The sequence below is a fragment of the Bradyrhizobium frederickii genome, from assembly GCF_004570865.1.
GTDB lineage: Bacteria > Pseudomonadota > Alphaproteobacteria > Rhizobiales > Xanthobacteraceae > Bradyrhizobium > Bradyrhizobium frederickii.
The window spans coordinates 483,169-499,507 of the sequence record NZ_SPQS01000002.1 but is presented as its reverse complement, the minus strand read 5'-3'; the positions used below and the strand labels follow the sequence as shown (position 1 = coordinate 499,507).

Genomic DNA, 16,339 nt, shown 5'->3' with positions numbered 1-16,339 from the left:
TCGAAGGAGACTAGTTCGCCCGTCGATGCGCGCTGAGAGCTTCAATCAATTCTTCAAACGCAGCGTTCACTGAAACCGTCGACTTGGTGCGCTCTTCCTGGGAATGTCACCCTCCGCTTCAGTAAGCTCTCGGAGAGATGTACGGTTCTTGGAGGCGAGTCCGCAATAAGCTGACAGTCGGCTGGCAGCGTGCCAATCGAGTATGGGCCAGAAGCGGAATTGCGGCTGACAACGAAAGGTTAGTGCTCGTTGTTTCACAACGTATATCCGCCCGCATGGTCGTTGCCACCGTGCGCGGCGATGAACATGGCGACGGCCGACCGGCAATAGGATTCGATTTCGTTGTCGTCCTCTGCTCTCGCCTGATCGAAGCGTGCGATCATCAGGAGATCGGATCCTTTGAAAAGCGCGGCAAACAAGCGGGCGGACCGGAGAGGATCGGGCACGTTCAGAAGCGCCTTCGCGTGCAACTGACGCAACAGGGCCTCGATTTGGGCGATGATATGGGCGGGGCCGGCTTCGTAATGGAGCTTGCTTAACGAGTTTTGATTCGTCTTGTCGGCCATGACCATGGCTTCGACACTGCGGACATCTGATCTCAACAGCGTGCGAAGCAAGGACGATCCCACCGCCATGAGCTGATCTTCGGCCGAACCGCCGACGCCTTCAAGAAGGGCCTGCGGTGCAAACAACTGATGGCAGCCGGTCGCGATGGCCGCGCTGAACAGCGCCTCCTTATTCTCGAAGTGCCGATAGATGCTGAGCTTGGATATCTTCGCCCGCTGGGCGACCTTGTCCAAGGTCGTCGCTTGAAAACCCAATTCCACAAAGAGTTGCGACGCGGCATCGACTATCGTTTGGCCAAGCGCCTCGTTGGCGGGCCGGCCGCGCCGGCCCTGGCTGTTTTTCGTCACGACAATTCCAGTACTTGACAGTATTCTAATTCATGAATTACGATACCATGCAGTGTCGAAAATGTGCAAGCCAATGGATAGGTTTCACCTGTCCTCCAAACGGAGGCCATCACCATGGACGACGTCATCATCATCGGCGGCAGCTTTGCCGGTCTCGCCGGCGCCCTGCAGCTCGGCCGTGCCCGCCGCAAGGTCACCGTTCTCGATACCGGCCTGCCGCGTAACCGCTTCGCTAGCCACTCGCATGGTCTGCTCGGCCACGATCACAAGCCCCCGCTGGACATCCTGGCCGAGGCGCGGCAGCAGCTGGCGCGTTATCCCACGATCAAGCTGGTCAGTGCCCGGGCCGAAAGTGTCTCCGGCGCCATCGACGATTTCAACGTCCTCACTTCTGGTGGCGAAAGCTTTCGGGCGCGTCGTCTGATCCTGAGCTATGGCGTCGCCGACCAGATGCCTGATGTTCCGGGCTTTGGCGAAAGCTGGGGCACGTCCATCGTGCCCTGCCCTTATTGCGACGGCTTTGAAGTCGCCGGTCAGCATTGGGGCCTAGTCTGGTCGGGCCCGCAATCGCACAATCAGGTCAGGCTGTTCCACGATTGGACCGACAAGTTGACGCTTTTCACCGATGGTCACGACATTCCGCCCGATATCCGGGCCGATCTGACGCGCCGCAACGTACCTGTCGTCGAAGACCGGATTGTCGAGATCGCCCATCACAAGGGCCATATCGCCACCGTCAATCTCGATACCGGCCGCAAGGTCGTGGTCGACATCCTGTTCGCCCATCCGCGCAACAAGCCGTCCGCAAGCCTGCATGAATCACTGGATCTCGCCACGGTCGATACGCCCGTCGGCATCGCCCTCAAGGTCGACGAGCGCCGCCAAACCAGCATGCCCGGCATCTACGCCGCCGGCGACCTCACCACGCCCTTCTTGCCCTCGGTCACCCAGGCATCATCGCAGGGCGCGATGGCGGGCATCTTCGCCCAGCAATCGATGGTGGTTTGACAGCACAGATTTGAGAGCACAGATTGGAGATGAGCATGGCCGTCGAACCGGACAGCGCGGGTGTGCGCTTCCCTCCGCCCTTCGTCTATCTGGGAGCGCTGCTGTTGGGGTTGGCGGCGGAGCGGTTCGTCACCCTGCGCTCTTTCGGCATCGACTGGCGGTTGCTGGTCGCGACGGGCGCGCTGCTGTTCGTTGCCGGCGCGGCGATGATGCTTGCGGCGGCGGGACTGTTCCGGCGGCTGGGCACCAACGTTCCGCCATCGCAGCCAACCACCCTCATCGCAACGACCGGTCCTTATCGGTGGACCCGCAATCCCATGTATCTCGGCATGGCGCTTATCTATGCCGGCCTTGCGATCGGCTTCGACGGGCCGATCGCCTTCGCCTTGCTCCCCTTGGTGCTGATCGCGATCCAGACGCAAGTGATCGCCCGCGAGGAGCGCTATCTCGAAGCGAAGTTCGGCGACGACTACCGCCGCTACAAGGCCGAGGTTCGCCGCTGGCTCTGACTATTCCGCCGCTGCCGCCTGCGGGGCCTCCTAATAAACCAGCGCCGCTTCCTTGCCACGAGCTATCATATTCTGAACGTTGCGGGCCGGTGTCACGGAAAACCGACCGGCCGGCTGACCCCGCAGTACACCCCAGCGCCTGAGAGTCGATGACGCCGCGGAGGCGGCGCGAACGGTCAACAGTGCCCTAACACCCTTCTTCCACCCGATCTTGATCCAGTATCGCATCCAACACGGCGAAGACAGCGAAACCAGCTTGCGCGACCAAGTCCGATTTATCCAAAAAGCTCTGGGCAAGTCGGCCGCACGGTCCGACTAACGTCCGCAATGGGGTCACGAGCTGCCGATGACATTCTAGATGGCCGACCTCCGCTTTGCGTTGGTAAGCCGGCGCTTATGAGTACCCGCCCTACTCCACCAGCACCACATCGACGGCGACGCCGAGCTTCTGCTTGGGCGAGCCGACGATGATGCCGTCGACCGGCGAGACGTCGGAAAAGTCGCGCCCGACCGCGAGCACGATATGGTCGTTGCCAATCAAGAGGTCGTTGGTCGGGTCGAAATCGACCCAGCCGAGCTCCGCCCCGCACCACAGCGATACCCAGGCATGGGTGGCATCGGCGCCCTGCAGGCGGGGCTGGCCCGGTGCTGGAATGGTGCGCAAATAGCCGCTGACATAGGCCGCCGGCAGACCGAGCCCGCGCAGCCCCGCGATCATCACATGGGCAAAATCCTGACAGACGCCGTGGCGCTTGTCGAAGACCTCGCCGAGCGGGGTCGAGATCACCGTCGCCTTGGGGTCGTAGCGGAAGTCGGCGCGGATACGGTGCATGAGGTCGACCGCGCCTTGGAGGATGCCTGCGCCGGGTGCAAAGCTCAAACTCGCATAGGCGCTGACCGGGCGCAGCACCGGCACCAGCGGGCTCGCAAAGACATAACCGATCGGCGAGGACGGCCCGAGGCTCGTCGCTTCGAAGGCGACGTCACGGATGCTTTCCCAGGGCGGACTGACGGCGTCGCGCGGCGGCGGCCGGCGTGACACGGCGACGCGCGAACGCGAGTCGATCCGCAGGTTGCGATGCGCGGCTTCGATCACGACGCTCTCGGTCAGCGTGCCGAAGAAATCGCGCCGCACATTGCGCTCGGCAGGCCGCGGACGGATCTCGACGCCGTGCGAGATCAGCTCCTGGCCGCCGCCGCTTCTGGGCTCGAGCCGCAGCGTGCAGCGGGCGAAGCTGACGGGACTCTCATATTCGTAGGTGGTGACGTGACGGATGTCGTAGATCACGCCAGCCCCGTCAGCTTTTCCGGCCGGGCGGCATTGGGGCCATGCGGGAAGTAGTGCTGCCCGATCGCCTCCGCGAGGCTGAGCAGGTCCTGCTCCAGCGCAAACAGCATCTTGACCTCGAGCTTCTCGGCCTCTGCCGTTGCAAGCATCGCCTGCATCGCCACCGCGAGCCGCTGCGGCTTCTCGATCAGGCCGTGCTCCTTCAGGCTCGGCAGCGCTTCAATATGCTCGTTCAGCGTCGTCACCTGGAACGCCACGGAGCGCGGATTGTAGGGATCGAGCACGGCGAGGTCGCGCACCGGGGCCAGGATCGGCGCCAGCAGGTAACGCGAGCGATAGGTGATCTGGCAATCCACCAGCGTCAGCAGGATGTCGAGATCCTCGTCGCCGGCCTCGTCATAGGCGAATTGCCGCGTGAAGCGTGTGGTGTTGATGGCACGCTCGACGCGGCGGCCGATGTCGAGGAAGCGCCAGCCGGCGGCACGGTTCATGTTCTCTTGCGCGAGGCCTGCGAAGCTCGCCAGCTCCTGCAAGGTCAGCTCGGCCGCGCTCAGCACGCTGTCGTCGTCCTCGACCTCATAGGCAAGGCGCTCGGCCATCTCGGTGATGACCTGCCAGGCATCGGGCGACAGCCGCTCGCGCAACGAGGTCGCCGTGCGCTGCGCCGCGCGCACGAGCGACAGCGCCGAGCCGAAACGCGCCTCGCTCTGCAGCGCTTCCGCCACGATGCGCCCTGCGGCCGCGCGCGAGGTTTGCGAGACCGCGCCCCAGGCCACCAACAGGCGCTGGATGCGCTCGGCCGATTGCACCGAGGCCGCGGTGCCCTTGTTGGGCCCGCTCGGCGAGCCCAAAGCGCGCACGAGGCGCAGCGTCGCCTCGGCGCGTTCGAGATAGCGGCCGAGCCAGAACAGATTGTCGGCGGCGCGGCTCGGCAGCACGCCGGCGATGCGGCGGATGCGGACCTTGTCGGTCGCCGGCAGCAAGGTCGCGGTCGAGACCTGCTTGTCGGAGACCACCCAGACGTCGGCGGCACGCGCACCGTCGCCCATCGACACCGCGCGCGCGTCCGCCTGCTCGGCGATGCGGCAGAAGCCGCCGGGCATGATGGCCCAGCCGTCGGGCGTCGCCGCGGCGAACACGCGCAGCACGAACGGACGCGGCGTGATCTGGCCCTGCTCCCACACCGGCATGGTCGAGAGCCGCACCACCTCCTGGCCGACATAATCCATGCCGCGCGCGGCGATGGCTTCGACCAGGCGCTGGCGGTCGCTCGCATCAAGCTCGCTCGCGAGCACCGGGCCGCTGGAGTCGAAGCCGGGCACGCCGCGCCGGTAGGCGCCTTCGATCGCGACCTCGTCGAGCCGCGCCAGCACCTCCTCGCGCGCGACGCGCTGGCCGCACCACCAGGTCGCGATATGCGGCATCTTCAGCTCCTCGCCGAGCAGGCGGCGGCTGAGCGCTGGCAGGAAGCCGAGCAGCGCCCGCGCCTCCAGGACGCCGGAACCCGGCATGTTGGCGACAACGACGCCGTCCTTGCGCAGCACGTCGATCAGGCCGGGCACGCCGAGATGCGAGGACGCATCGAGCTCGAGCGGATCGAGCGAGTTGGAATCGACCCGGCGCAGCAGAACGTCGAGCCGCTTCAGGCCGGCAACGGTGCGGATGTGGATGCGGTTGTCGCTGACGGCGAGATCATCGCCCTCGACCAGCAGGAAGCCGAGATAGCGCGCCAGCGTCGCATGCTCGAAATAGGTCTCGCTGAAGCTGCCCGGCGTCAGCACGCCGATCCGCGGCTCGTCACGGTCGGCGCGCGCGCGCAGTGAGTCGCGGAACGCCTCGAAGAACGGCGCGACACGCGGCACGTTCATCGACTTGTAGAGGTCGGAGAAGGCGCGCGAGAGCACCAGGCGGTTCTCCAGCGCGTAACCCGCGCCCGACGGCGCCTGGGTGCGGTCGCCGAGCACCCACCAGCGGCCGTCGGGCCCGCGGCCGACATCGGCGGCATAGAGCGACAGATAGCGCCCGCCCGGCGGCGGCACGCCGCAGACGGGACGGAGATATTCGGGGCTACCGGCGATCGCGGCCGCGGGCAGCGCGCCCTCGGCGACCAGGCGTCCCTCGCCATAGAGGTCGCGCAGCACGCGTTCGAGCAGCTCGGCGCGCTGGGTGATGCCGGCGCAGAGCTGCTGCCAGTCGGTCTCGTCGATCAAAAGCGGCAAATGGCTGATCGACCACGGCCGGTCGGCGCTGTCGTCGGGGGCCCGGTAGGTGACGCCGGCCTCGCGGAGGTGGCGGTCGGCCATGCCGAATCGCCGCTCGATCTCGTCCGGCGCGAGCGCGCCGAAGGCCTCGAAGAAGCGGCTCCAGACCGCGCGCGGGGCGCCCTCGGGGCCTAAGAACTCGTCCGGAATGCCGGGCAGGCGGCGATAGTCGCGGACCCATTGCGCGAAGCGGCGCTGGCCTTCACGCTGGCTCTCACGTTGTCCTGGCGCCCTACCCGCCTTGTCGTCCTCTTCGGCTGCGCCCTCGGCCATGCGCCTCTCCATGCCCCACCATCATACTCATTGCAGGAGCGGGGTCCGCAAGTCGAGGGTCAGGGGGAACTCATTTGTGCGTTCCTCGGGCGGGGGCTGGATGGGCCCCGGCGTATGGCCGTGATCCTGGAAGCGCGCCAGACGCCGCGCCTCGGCTTCATAGGTGTTGACCGGCTTGGTGTCGTAGCTGCGGCCGCCCGGATGGGCGACATGGTAGACGCAGCCGCCGAGCGAGCGGCCGTTCCAGCTGTCGATCAGGTCGAAGGTCAGGGGCGCGTGGACCGGAATGGTCGGATGCAGGCCGGAAGCCGGCTGCCAGGCCTTGAAGCGGACGCCGGCCACGGCCTCGGCCGAGCGGCCGGTCGAGGTCATCGGCAGGCGGCGGCCGTTGCAGGTGACGATGTGGCGGCCCTCGACAAAGCCCTCCGCCTTGACCTGGAGCCGCTCGACCGACGAATCGACATAACGCACCGTGCCGCCGGCCGAGCCCTCCTCGCCCAGCACGTGCCAGGGCTCCAGCGCCTGGCGCAGCTCCAGCGTCACGCCGCCATGATGGACGCGGCCGAAGGCGGGAAAGCGGAATTCGAGCTGCGCCAGATACCATTCCGGCTCGAAGGGGTAACCGAACTGCTTGAGCTCGCCGAGCACGTCCAGAAAATCGTCCCAGATGAAATGCGGAAGCATGAAGCGGTCATGCAGCGCGGTGCCCCAGCGCACGAACTTGCCGTGTTGCGGCTCGCGCCAGAATTTCGCGATCAGCGCGCGGATCAACAGCTGCTGGGCCAGCGACATGCGCGGGTCCGGCGGCATTTCGAGCGCGCGGAATTCGACGAGGCCGAGTCGGCCGGTCGGTCCCTCCGGCGAATAGAGCTTGTCGATGCAGATCTCGGCGCGATGGGTGTTGCCGGTGATGTCGACGAGCAGATGCCGGAACAGGCGGTCGACCAGCCACAGCGGCGCCTGATAGCCCGGCGGCGGCACGTGCGAGAGCGCAATCTCGAGCTCGTAGATGCTGTCGTGCCGGGCTTCGTCGATGCGCGGCGCCTGGCTGGTCGGCCCGATGAAGAGGCCGGAGAAGAAATAGGACAGCGAGGGATGCCGCTGCCAATACAGCACGAGACTCTTGAGCAGATCCGGCCGGCGCAGGAACGGCGAGTCCGGCGGGCTCGAGCCGCCAACCACGACGTGGTTGCCGCCGCCGGTGCCGGTGTGGCGGCCGTCGACCAGGAAGCGGTTGGCGCCGAGGCGAACCTTGCCGGCATCCTCGTAGAGGCCGGTGGTGATCTCGACCGCCTCGCCCCAGCTCTTCGCCGGCTGGATGTTGATCTCGATGACACCGGGATCGGGCGTCACCTTGATCACCTCGATGCGCGGATCGAACGGCGGCGGATAGCCTTCGACATGGACGGGGAGCTGCATCTCCTCGGCGGTGGCTTCGAGCACGGCGACCAGCTCGAGATAATCCTCGATGCGCTCGACCGGCGGCATGAAGGCGCAGATGACGCCGTCGCGGACTTCCACCGACAGCGCGGTGCGCACCGGGACGGCCGTGTTGAGCTGCTCGGGCGCGGCCCGCGGCGGCGATTCCGGGCGCGCGGCGAGCGTGAACACGGGCAGCTTGCCCCGAGCCTCCATCGGATCCTGTTCGACGATGTAGGGATATTGGTTGGGCGGCACGTATCCGAGCGAGCCGAGCGGCAGGCGCAGGCCAAGAGGCGAATCGCCCGGCATCAGGAACAGATGATTGCGCCGGAGAGCCCAGCGCTCGCTGCGCCAGCGCGGCGGCGCGTTCCAGCGCTGCACCGGCAGCACGAAGCCGCGCGGCGTATTCAGCCCCTCGTCGAACACGCGCGCCATGCGCGCGCGCGCCTCCGGATCGGACAGTTTGGAATCGGTGGGATCGACGTTGACGGGAAGCTCGGCTTCCTTCTGGAGCCAGTAGGCCGTGTCCTCGTAAGCCGGGATGATGTAGCCGGGATCGAGCCCGAGCCGTGCTGCCGTGACCTCGATGAAGGTCTCGGCCTCCTTCACCGCGGCGCGCCGCGGATGTTCGATGCTGGCGATCAGGTCGGCGTTCTTCCAGATCGGCACGCCGTCCTTGCGCCAGTACAAGCCAAAGGCCCAGCGCGGCAGGCTCTCGCCCGGATACCATTTGCCCTGGCCGTAATGCAGAAGACCGCCCGAGCCGAAGCGCGTGCGCAGGCGGCGGATCAGGTCGTCGCCAAGCGCGCGCTTGGTCGGGCCGACCGCTTCCGTATTCCACTCCGCCGCTTCGAGATCGTCGACCGAGACGAAGGTTGGCTCGCCGCCCATGGTGAGCCGAACGTCCGCGCTCTCGAGATCGCCGTCGACCTGCTCGCCGAGATCGTTGAGCCGCGCCCAGGATTCGTCGGAGAACGGCTTTGTGATGCGCGGTGCCTCGCGGATGCGCTTCACGCTCATGTCGAAGGCGAACTCGACCTCGGCAAAGCCGGCGCCGCCCGAAATCGGCGCGGCCGAGCGATAGTGCGGCGTCGCGGCGACCGGGATGTGGCCCTCGCCCGCGAGCATGCCGGAGGTCGCGTCGAAGCCGATCCAGCCGGCGCCGGGCAGATAGACCTCGGCCCAGGCGTGCAGGTCGGTGAAGTCGTTCTCCACTTCCGGCGGCCCTTCGATCGGATCGATGTCGGGGCGGATCTGGACGAGATAGCCGGAGACGAAGCGCGCGGCGAGCCCGAGATGACGGAAGGTCTGGATCAGCAGCCAGGCGGAATCGCGGCATGATCCGGCGGACGAGGCGAGCGTCTCCTCCGGCGTCTGCACGCCCGGCTCCATCCGGATGATATAGCGGATCTTCTTCTGCAGCTCGCGATTGAGCTCGACCAGGAAGTTGACGGTGTTCGGGGCTTCCTGCGGGATCGAGTCCAGATATTTCGCAAACAGGCGATCGGGCTTGACCGTCTCGAGATACGGCGCGAGCTCGGTCTTGAGATCCTTCGTGTACTCGAACGGAAAGCTGTCGGCGTACGGCTCGACGAAGAAGTCGAACGGATTGACCACCGTCATCTGCGCGGTGAAGTCGACCTCGATCTTCAATTCGGTCGTCTTCTCGGGAAAGACGTAGCGGGCGAGCCAGTTGCCTTGCGGATCCTGCTGCCAGTTCACGAAATGATTGGATGGCGTGACCTTGAGCGAATAGCTCAGGATCGGCGTGCGCGTGTGCGGCGCCGGGCGCAGGCGGATGGTCTGCGGACCGAGGTCGATCGGGCGGTCGTATTTGTAGTGCGTGACATGATGCAATGCGACGTAGATCGACACGGGGTGCGGTGCTCCAGCAGCTTTTTTGAGCAGAACACCTGAAGTGGGTGCGATCAAGCACTAACAACGGGCAGCGCGTGCCTAGGAAGTATCCCGGTCACACCGTAGGCCGGATGGCGCGCCACATGTGCAGCATCGTAGGATGGGCAAAGGCGCGCGCTTGCGCGCCGTGCCCACGGCTCCCGTTGCGTGGGCACGGCGCAAGTGCGCCTTTGCCCACCCTACGATTCTACGATTCCGAGTCAGCGGATAGGGCCCGCCCAATCTCGCCGCGATCGCGCGGCCTTATGCCGCCGAGGTCAGCCGCTGCAGGAACTGCGTCACCTCGCGGCGGAGCGTCTCGACTTCGCCGTGGACGCGCTCGGAGGCGCTGTTGACGCGGCTCGCCACGCGGCCCGTATCGGCCGCGGCTTCGCTGATGCCTGACACGTTGGAGGAGACCTGCGAGGTGCCGGCGGAGGCCTCGTGGACGCTGCGGGCGATCTCGCGGGTCGCGGAGCCCTGCTGCTCGACAGAGGCCGCAATGCTCGCGGTGATGCCGTCGATCTCGGCGATGGTCTGGGCGATCGCCTCGACGGCCGCGACCGAATTGGTCGTCGATTGCTGCATCTCGCCGACCTTGGCGCTGATCTCCTCGGTCGCCTTCGCGGTCTGGTTGGCGAGGCTCTTGACCTCGGAGGCGACCACCGCGAAGCCGCGGCCGGCCTCGCCTGCCCGCGCCGCCTCGATCGTGGCGTTGAGCGCCAGAAGGTTGGTCTGCGAGGCGATCTCGCTGATCAGCTTGACGACGTCGCCGATCCGCAGCGCGGCATCCGCGAGGGAGCGAATTTCGTTGCCGGCGCGATTGGCTTCGTCGACGGCGCGACCGGTGCTCGCGGTCGAGCCGGCCACCTGGCGGCTGATCTCCGCGATCGAGGATGCAAGCTGTTCCGCGGCGCTCGCCACCGTCGCAACGTTGCTCGAGGCCTGCTCGGACGCGCTGCGCATGCCGGAGGTCTGGCGGTTGGTCACCTCCGCGGCGGCCGCCATCTGGCCGGCGTCGGATTCCAGATCGGTCGCGGCGCTCATGAGGCTGCCGGCAACCTCGTCGAGATGCGTGCCGAACTGATTGGCGAGGCCGGCGATCTCGACCACGCGGCGGCCGAGGCTGTCGGTGCCAACGTTGATCACGGTGGCCGAGCGGCGGAACGAGCCGGGCAATCCGCGCGCGAGGATCTTGCGGAAATACTTGCCGCGGCTGGCATAGTCCATCGATGCCGAAGCCTCGCGGACGAAGGCGTCGGTGATGTCGAGTATGTCGTTGACCGACTTCTGGATGGCGCCGATCCGCCCGGCCTGTCGCTCGCTCAGGATCCGCGCTTCGAGATCGCCGCGCGCCGCCTTGCGGCAGACATCGGCGACTTCATCGACGGCCACCGCGGCGCGATGCTGGCACCAGACGGAATAGCCGAGCAGCAGGATCGCCGCGCCGAGCGGCGCGGCACCGATGCTTCCGCTCCAGCCGAGCAGCAAGCCGACGAACGCGACGCAGGCGAGAAGGCACGCGACCGCAGTCGCTCCCTGCGCCTTAGAGAGAGAGCACAAATTCATCGTAAGCGACACCGTTTTGCTTGAGCAGACCGACCATCATGTCGAAGCTCGCACGCATGCCGTCCTTGGCATTGGCGTGGCGCGCCTCTTCCGCGCAGAGCGCCTTGTAGATCGGCTTGATGCGTTCGACCGGCGCCGGATCGGGCCTGCGTCGATTGGAATGATATCCGATGATGTTGCCGCGATCGTCGAACGTCGGGGTGACATGGGCGAACACCCAATAATGGCTGCCGTCCCCGGCGAGATTGACGACGTAGGCGAAGATTTCCTGCTTGGCCTGGAGCGTGTCCCACAGCAGCTTGAAGACGCAGCGCGGCATGTCCGGATGGCGGATCACGCTGTGGGGCGCGCCCATCAGCTCCTTCCAGGGGTATTTCGCCATGCGGAGAAAGACGTCATTGGCGTAGGTGATGCGGCCTTTGAGATCGGTCTTCGATACGATCAGCTCTTCCTCACCGAGGAGATTTTCCACCCCAGTGGGACGTATCGCTTGCATCAGATGGATCCTCGACAAAGGGCGGGCCCACCACGCTGTGGAGCCGCATCGCCTCCTGTCTACGGCAACAATGTTAACCAGATGTAAGCCGGGAGAGTCCCGAAGAGGCGCCAGCCTCCGTATCACTACTTAGCGAATGAACGTTGCATCACCGACGATCACACGCGATGCCGAAGCCGTCGCGAACGTCTGCCTGCGTCCTCTGATTGCGTCGGCGCGGCGCGGCGCGCCCGGCGCGATTACATCGTCGCGCCAAGCACCCAGGGCGCGAACTCGGCGCCGCCGAAATCGAAGCTCTCGCTCTTGGTCGGCTGTCCCGACGCCGTCTTGAGGACGAGATCGAAAATGCGCTGGCCGCATTGCTCGACGCTCTCCTCGCCTTCGAGGATGGTGCCGCAATTGACGTCCATGTCCTCTTCCATGCGCTTGTACATGGGCGTGTTGGTGGCGAGCTTGATCGAGGGCGCCGGCTTGCAGCCGAACACGCTGCCGCGGCCCGTGGTGAAGCAGACCAGATTGGCGCCACCGGCGACCTGGCCGGTGGCGGCGACCGGATCGTAGCCGGGCGTGTCCATGAACACGAAACCCTTCTTGGTGACAGGCTCGGCGTAGCGCAGCACCTCGACGAGGTTGGTGGTGCCGGCCTTGGCCATCGCGCCGAGCGACTTCTCCAGGATGGTGGTGAGGCCGCCGGCCTTGTTGCCGGGGCTCGGATTGGCGTTCATCTCGGCGCCTTCGCGCGTCGTGTATTCGTCCCACCAGCGCATGAGGTCGACCAGCTTCTCGCCGACCTCGCGGCTGACGGCGCGGCGCGTCAGCAGATGCTCGGCGCCGTAGGTCTCCGGCGTCTCCGACAGGATCACCGTGCCGCCATGGCGGACGATGAGATCGCTGGCGGCGCCGAGCGCCGGATTGGCGGACACGCCGGAATAGCCGTCCGAACCGCCACATTGCAGCGCCACGGTGAGCTCGCTCGCCGGCACGGTTTCGCGCCTGACCTTGTTGGCGTCGGCCAGCGCCTCGCGCACGAAGGCGATGCCGGCTTCGACGGTCTTGCGGGTGCCGCCGACCTCCTGGATGTCCATCGCGCGCAAGCGGCCGGCGAGCTTCTGCTCTTCCATCAGGCCGCCGATCTGGTTCACCTCGCAGCCGAGGCCGAGCACGATGACGTGAGAGAAATTGACGTGCCGCGCATAGCCGCCGAGCGTGCGGCGAAGCAGCGCGAGCGGCTCATTCTGCGTCATGCCGCAGCCGGTCTTGTGGGTGAGCGCCACCACGCCGTCGACATTGGGGAAATCGGCGAGCGGATTGTCGCCGGTGAAGGGATTCTTCTTGAAGACGTCGGCGACGAGGCTTGCGACATGCGCGCTGCAGTTCACCGAGGTGAGGATGCCGATATAATTGCGCGTGGCGACACGGCCGTCCGGGCGGCGGATGCCTTCGAACGTCGCCGGCAGATCGAAATTCGGCGTCGGCTTGACGTCGACGCAATAGGCGTAGTCCTTGGAGAAATCGCCCATGCCGCAATTCTGCACATGAACGTGCTGGCCCGGCGCGATGGCTTGCGTGGCGAAGCCGATGATCTGGCCGTAGCGCTTGACCGGCTCGCCCGCTGCGATCGGCTTGATCGCGACCTTGTGGCCGGAGGGAATGCGCTCGACCGTGGTCACGCCGTCGGCCACCACCGTTCCCGGCGGCAGGCTGGCGCGCGCGATCACCACGCCATCATCGGGATGCAGGCGGATGACGGGGCTGATGGTCATGGCGGTCTCCTTGGGTCTTGAAAGTATCGTGCCCCGGACGCTGCGCAGCGCGAAAGCGGTGCGCTGCTGATCCGGGGCCCAGTGTTAGATCGTGTGCGGCGTTGGCTTCTGGGTCCCGGATCTGCGCCGCATCACTTCGTGCTGCGGCGCGTCCGGGACACAGGAAGAGCGATCAGGCCTTGCCGCCGGAATCCTTGCGGGTCGCATTGACCTGCATCTTGGCGTAGGTCGTCATCAGGCCGACCTCGTTGGACAAAGTCACCAGCTTGAAGCCCATGTTGATGGCGCGCGCTGCGCCTTCGGCGCCGCTGCAATGGATGCCGGGGTTGAGGCCGCGCTTGCCGCACTGCTTGATGACCTTCTCGTAGATCGCGAGGATCTCGGGCTCGCTGCGGTCGAGCTTGGGCTCGAGGCCGTAGGAGAAGCCGAGATCGGACGGGCCGATATAGACGCCGTCGATGCCCTCGACGTCGAGGATCGCTTCCATGTTCTCGACCGCGGTCCGGGTCTCCATCATCGGCAGCAGCACGATCTCGTCGTTGGCCGTCTTCTGGTAGGAGCCCGCGGTGCCGTACATGCCGGCGCGGATCGGACCGTTGGAGCGCACGCCCTTCGGCGGATATTTGGAATAGGAAACGAGGTTTCTGGCTTCCTGCGGCGTATTGACCATCGGGCAGATCACGCCGTAGGCGCCGCCGTCGAGCACCTTGCCGATGATGCCGGGCTCGTTCCAGGGCACGCGGACCATCGGCGTGATCGGATGCTTGTCCATCGCCTGGAAGCACTGCACCATCGACAGATAATCCTGCACGCCATGCTGCATGTCGACGGTGACGCTGTCGAAGCCGCATTGCGCGATCATCTCGGCCGAGAAGCCGGAGGGAATCGCAAGCCACGCGTTGACCACGGCCTTGCCCGACTTCCAGATCTCTTTGACTTTGTTCGCCACGTTGCCTTTCCTTCCCTGTTGCGCTCACTGGCCGCGGATCGAGTTGGGCCGCACTTTGAGCGAAAAAAAGCGTGAATGTCCATGGCTCTCGCCGTGCACGCACGCATATCTGGGGTCATCCCTCCGCGAGGGTATCATCCGCGCTTCCGAGCCCGGCGAGACTGTGCTCGAGCTCGCCCAGCATCTCCTGCAATTCGGCCAGCTTGTGCGCGCCAAAGCGTCGCGTGATCTCGGCATAGATCGCCTCCGAATTCGGCGCCACGGCGGCCATCAGCTTCACCCCCTCTTTCGAGATCGAGACCATGCTGCGGCGCTGGTCCGCTTTCGCCGTCTTGCGCTCGATCAGATTGCGCGCTTCGAGATCGCGCAGGATGCGCGACAGGCTCGGTCCGAGCAGGAACGCCGTGCGCGCGAGTTCCGTGACCTCCACCGCCTCGATCGCCGCCAGCGCGCGCAGGATACGCCATTGCTGCTCGGTCAAGCCGTGCTGGCGCAGCGAGGGACGGAACTGCCGCATCACCGCCTCGCGGGCCCGCAGCAGCGACATCGGCAGCGAGCGCGAGAAATCGCGCATCGGCACCTGCCGTGCGACAGGCGCGCTTCCGTTCGCTGGATCAGCCGGCTTTTTCACCATGGCGCCCTTTCAAACCGCGTGAAGTTTGCGGTGCAGCAAACCGGAACGGGGTTTGACGCATTCATTTAACATGTTAAGCATCTCTCCGCACCCCAGTTTGTAAGATGGCAAATGGCGCTTTCCGACGACGATATCCAAGCTTGCGCGCGGCGTCTGCACCATGCGGAAAGGACCCGCACGCAGATCCGGCAGCTCTCACAGGATTTCCCTGTTATCACCATCGCCGACGCCTACGCGATTCAGAAGGCCTGGGTCGATATCAAGATCGCGGAGGGGCGCATCGTCAGGGGCCACAAGATCGGCCTGACCTCGAAGGCGATGCAGAGCGCGCTCAATATCGACGAGCCGGATTCCGGCGTGCTGCTCGACGACATGTTCTTTGCCGACGGCGGAATCATTCCGACCGGGCGCTTCATCGCGACGCGGGTCGAAGCCGAGCTAGCCTTCGTCATGAGCAAGCGCCTTTCTGGCCCGGACTGCACGCTGTTCGACGTGCTCAACGCCACCGACTTCGTCGTGCCGGCGCTGGAAATCCTGGACACGCGGATCGAGCGCGTCGACCCCAAGACCAAAGCGACGCGAAAGATTTTCGACACCATTGCCGACAACGCGGCGAATGCCGGCATCGTGCTTGGGGGACGACCGATCCGCCCGCTCGACGCAGACCTGCGCTGGATCGGCGCGCTGTGTTTCAAGAATGGTCAGCTCGAGGAAACCGGCCTCGCCGCCGGCGTGCTCAATCATCCCGCGACCGCGGTCGCCTGGCTCGCCAACAAGATCGCGCCGCTTGGGCTGGCGCTCGAACCGGGCCAGGTCGTGCTTGCGGGCTCCTTCATCCGTCCGATCGAGACCCGCAAGGGCGACACAATTCAAGCCGACTACGGCGCCTACGGCTCGGTCGGCTGCTACTTCGCTCAAGAGGCATAACGAGGGAGTGAACCGCGATGCCGCATTTCACGATCGAATATTCGGCCAATCTCGATGGCCGGCTCGATATGAAGCAGGTGTGTGAGGTGGTGCGCAAGGCAGCCAACGAGACCGGCATCTTCCCACTCGGCGGCATCCGCGTGCGCGCCATCCGTTGCGAGCATTATGCGGTCGCCGACAACAGGCAGGACTACGCCTTTCTCGACATGGTGCTGCGCATCGGCGAGGGCCGCGACCTCAAGACACGGCAACAGGCCGGCGAGCAGGTTTTCCAAGCGCTCTCCCGCCATCTCGATCCGGTCTTTGCCGCCAGCAAGTTCGCCCTGTCGTTCGACATGCAGATCAACGACAAGGACACCAGCTGGAAGCGGAACAACATCCACGACGCCCTGAAGGCGGAAGCACAAGCGGACTGATGTTGTTCGAAGCC

The 16,339-nt window shown here is 65.7% G+C and carries 13 protein-coding genes; 4 read left to right on the top strand and 9 right to left on the bottom strand.

Features of this window, described 5'->3' with window-relative positions:
* Positions 1-254 precede the first annotated feature (254 nt).
* The gene (locus E4K64_RS05070; RefSeq protein WP_135162450.1) at positions 255-914 is read right to left on the bottom strand and encodes a TetR/AcrR family transcriptional regulator; all 660 of its coding nucleotides are present in this window, start codon (positions 912-914) and stop codon (positions 255-257) included.
* Between the two features lie 114 nt (positions 915-1,028).
* Here E4K64_RS05070 and E4K64_RS05065 point away from each other — a divergent pair, with 114 nt between their 5' ends.
* Together E4K64_RS05065 and E4K64_RS05060 are read left to right on the top strand one after the other, a co-directional pair.
* Complete coding sequence (locus tag E4K64_RS05065) at positions 1,029-1,922, top strand: NAD(P)/FAD-dependent oxidoreductase (RefSeq protein WP_135162449.1); 894 nt, start codon at positions 1,029-1,031, stop codon at positions 1,920-1,922.
* 35 nt (positions 1,923-1,957) lie between these two features.
* Positions 1,958-2,431, top strand: a complete 474-nt coding sequence (locus tag E4K64_RS05060; protein ID WP_027154429.1) for a methyltransferase family protein — start codon at positions 1,958-1,960, stop codon at positions 2,429-2,431.
* Positions 2,432-2,840: 409 nt separating this feature from the next.
* On the opposite strand, the gene E4K64_RS05050 is transcribed toward E4K64_RS05060, so the two are convergent.
* The 8 genes from E4K64_RS05050 to hpaR all read right to left on the bottom strand — a co-directional run bounded on the left by E4K64_RS05050 (position 2,841) and on the right by hpaR (position 14,982).
* Entirely contained in the window at positions 2,841-3,719 is an 879-nt protein-coding gene (locus E4K64_RS05050; protein ID WP_135162448.1) for a transglutaminase family protein, read from the bottom strand.
* Positions 3,716-6,253 carry a circularly permuted type 2 ATP-grasp protein gene (locus E4K64_RS05045; RefSeq protein ID WP_135162447.1) on the bottom strand — a complete coding sequence of 846 codons (2,538 nt, stop codon included), beginning with the start codon at positions 6,251-6,253 and terminating at the stop codon, positions 3,716-3,718. The genes E4K64_RS05050 and E4K64_RS05045 overlap by 4 nt, the downstream gene beginning before the upstream one ends.
* 27 nt (positions 6,254-6,280) lie before the next feature.
* Positions 6,281-9,550, bottom strand: coding sequence for a transglutaminase family protein (locus tag E4K64_RS05040; RefSeq protein ID WP_135162446.1), 3,270 nt, complete (start codon positions 9,548-9,550; stop codon positions 6,281-6,283).
* 285 nt (positions 9,551-9,835) lie between these two features.
* Positions 9,836-11,140 (bottom strand): methyl-accepting chemotaxis protein, encoded by a 1,305-nt coding sequence (locus tag E4K64_RS05035; protein WP_167771806.1) that lies wholly within the window; start codon positions 11,138-11,140, stop codon positions 9,836-9,838.
* The gene (locus E4K64_RS05030) at positions 11,118-11,639 is read right to left on the bottom strand and encodes a PAS domain-containing protein (RefSeq protein WP_135162547.1); all 522 of its coding nucleotides are present in this window, start codon (positions 11,637-11,639) and stop codon (positions 11,118-11,120) included. Before E4K64_RS05030 ends, E4K64_RS05035 begins: the two co-directional genes overlap by 23 nt.
* A 236-nt stretch (positions 11,640-11,875) precedes the next feature.
* Positions 11,876-13,399 carry a UxaA family hydrolase gene (locus E4K64_RS05025; protein ID WP_135162444.1) on the bottom strand — a complete coding sequence of 508 codons (1,524 nt, stop codon included), beginning with the start codon at positions 13,397-13,399 and terminating at the stop codon, positions 11,876-11,878.
* Positions 13,400-13,571: 172 nt separating this feature from the next.
* Positions 13,572-14,348: an HpcH/HpaI aldolase family protein gene (locus E4K64_RS05020; protein ID WP_135162443.1), complete on the bottom strand. Its 777-nt coding sequence runs from the start codon at positions 14,346-14,348 to the stop codon at positions 13,572-13,574.
* Between the two features lie 115 nt (positions 14,349-14,463).
* Positions 14,464-14,982, bottom strand: coding sequence for a homoprotocatechuate degradation operon regulator HpaR (gene hpaR / locus E4K64_RS05015; protein WP_135162442.1), 519 nt, complete (start codon positions 14,980-14,982; stop codon positions 14,464-14,466).
* Between the two features lie 111 nt (positions 14,983-15,093).
* Between hpaR and hpaH the strand changes: the two genes are divergently transcribed.
* Both hpaH and E4K64_RS05005 read left to right on the top strand, forming a co-directional pair.
* The gene (gene hpaH / locus E4K64_RS05010; protein WP_135162441.1) at positions 15,094-15,909 is read left to right on the top strand and encodes a 2-oxo-hept-4-ene-1,7-dioate hydratase; all 816 of its coding nucleotides are present in this window, start codon (positions 15,094-15,096) and stop codon (positions 15,907-15,909) included.
* Between the two features lie 17 nt (positions 15,910-15,926).
* Positions 15,927-16,325 carry a 5-carboxymethyl-2-hydroxymuconate Delta-isomerase gene (locus tag E4K64_RS05005; RefSeq protein ID WP_135162440.1) on the top strand — a complete coding sequence of 133 codons (399 nt, stop codon included), beginning with the start codon at positions 15,927-15,929 and terminating at the stop codon, positions 16,323-16,325.
* Positions 16,326-16,339: the final 14 nt, after the last annotated feature.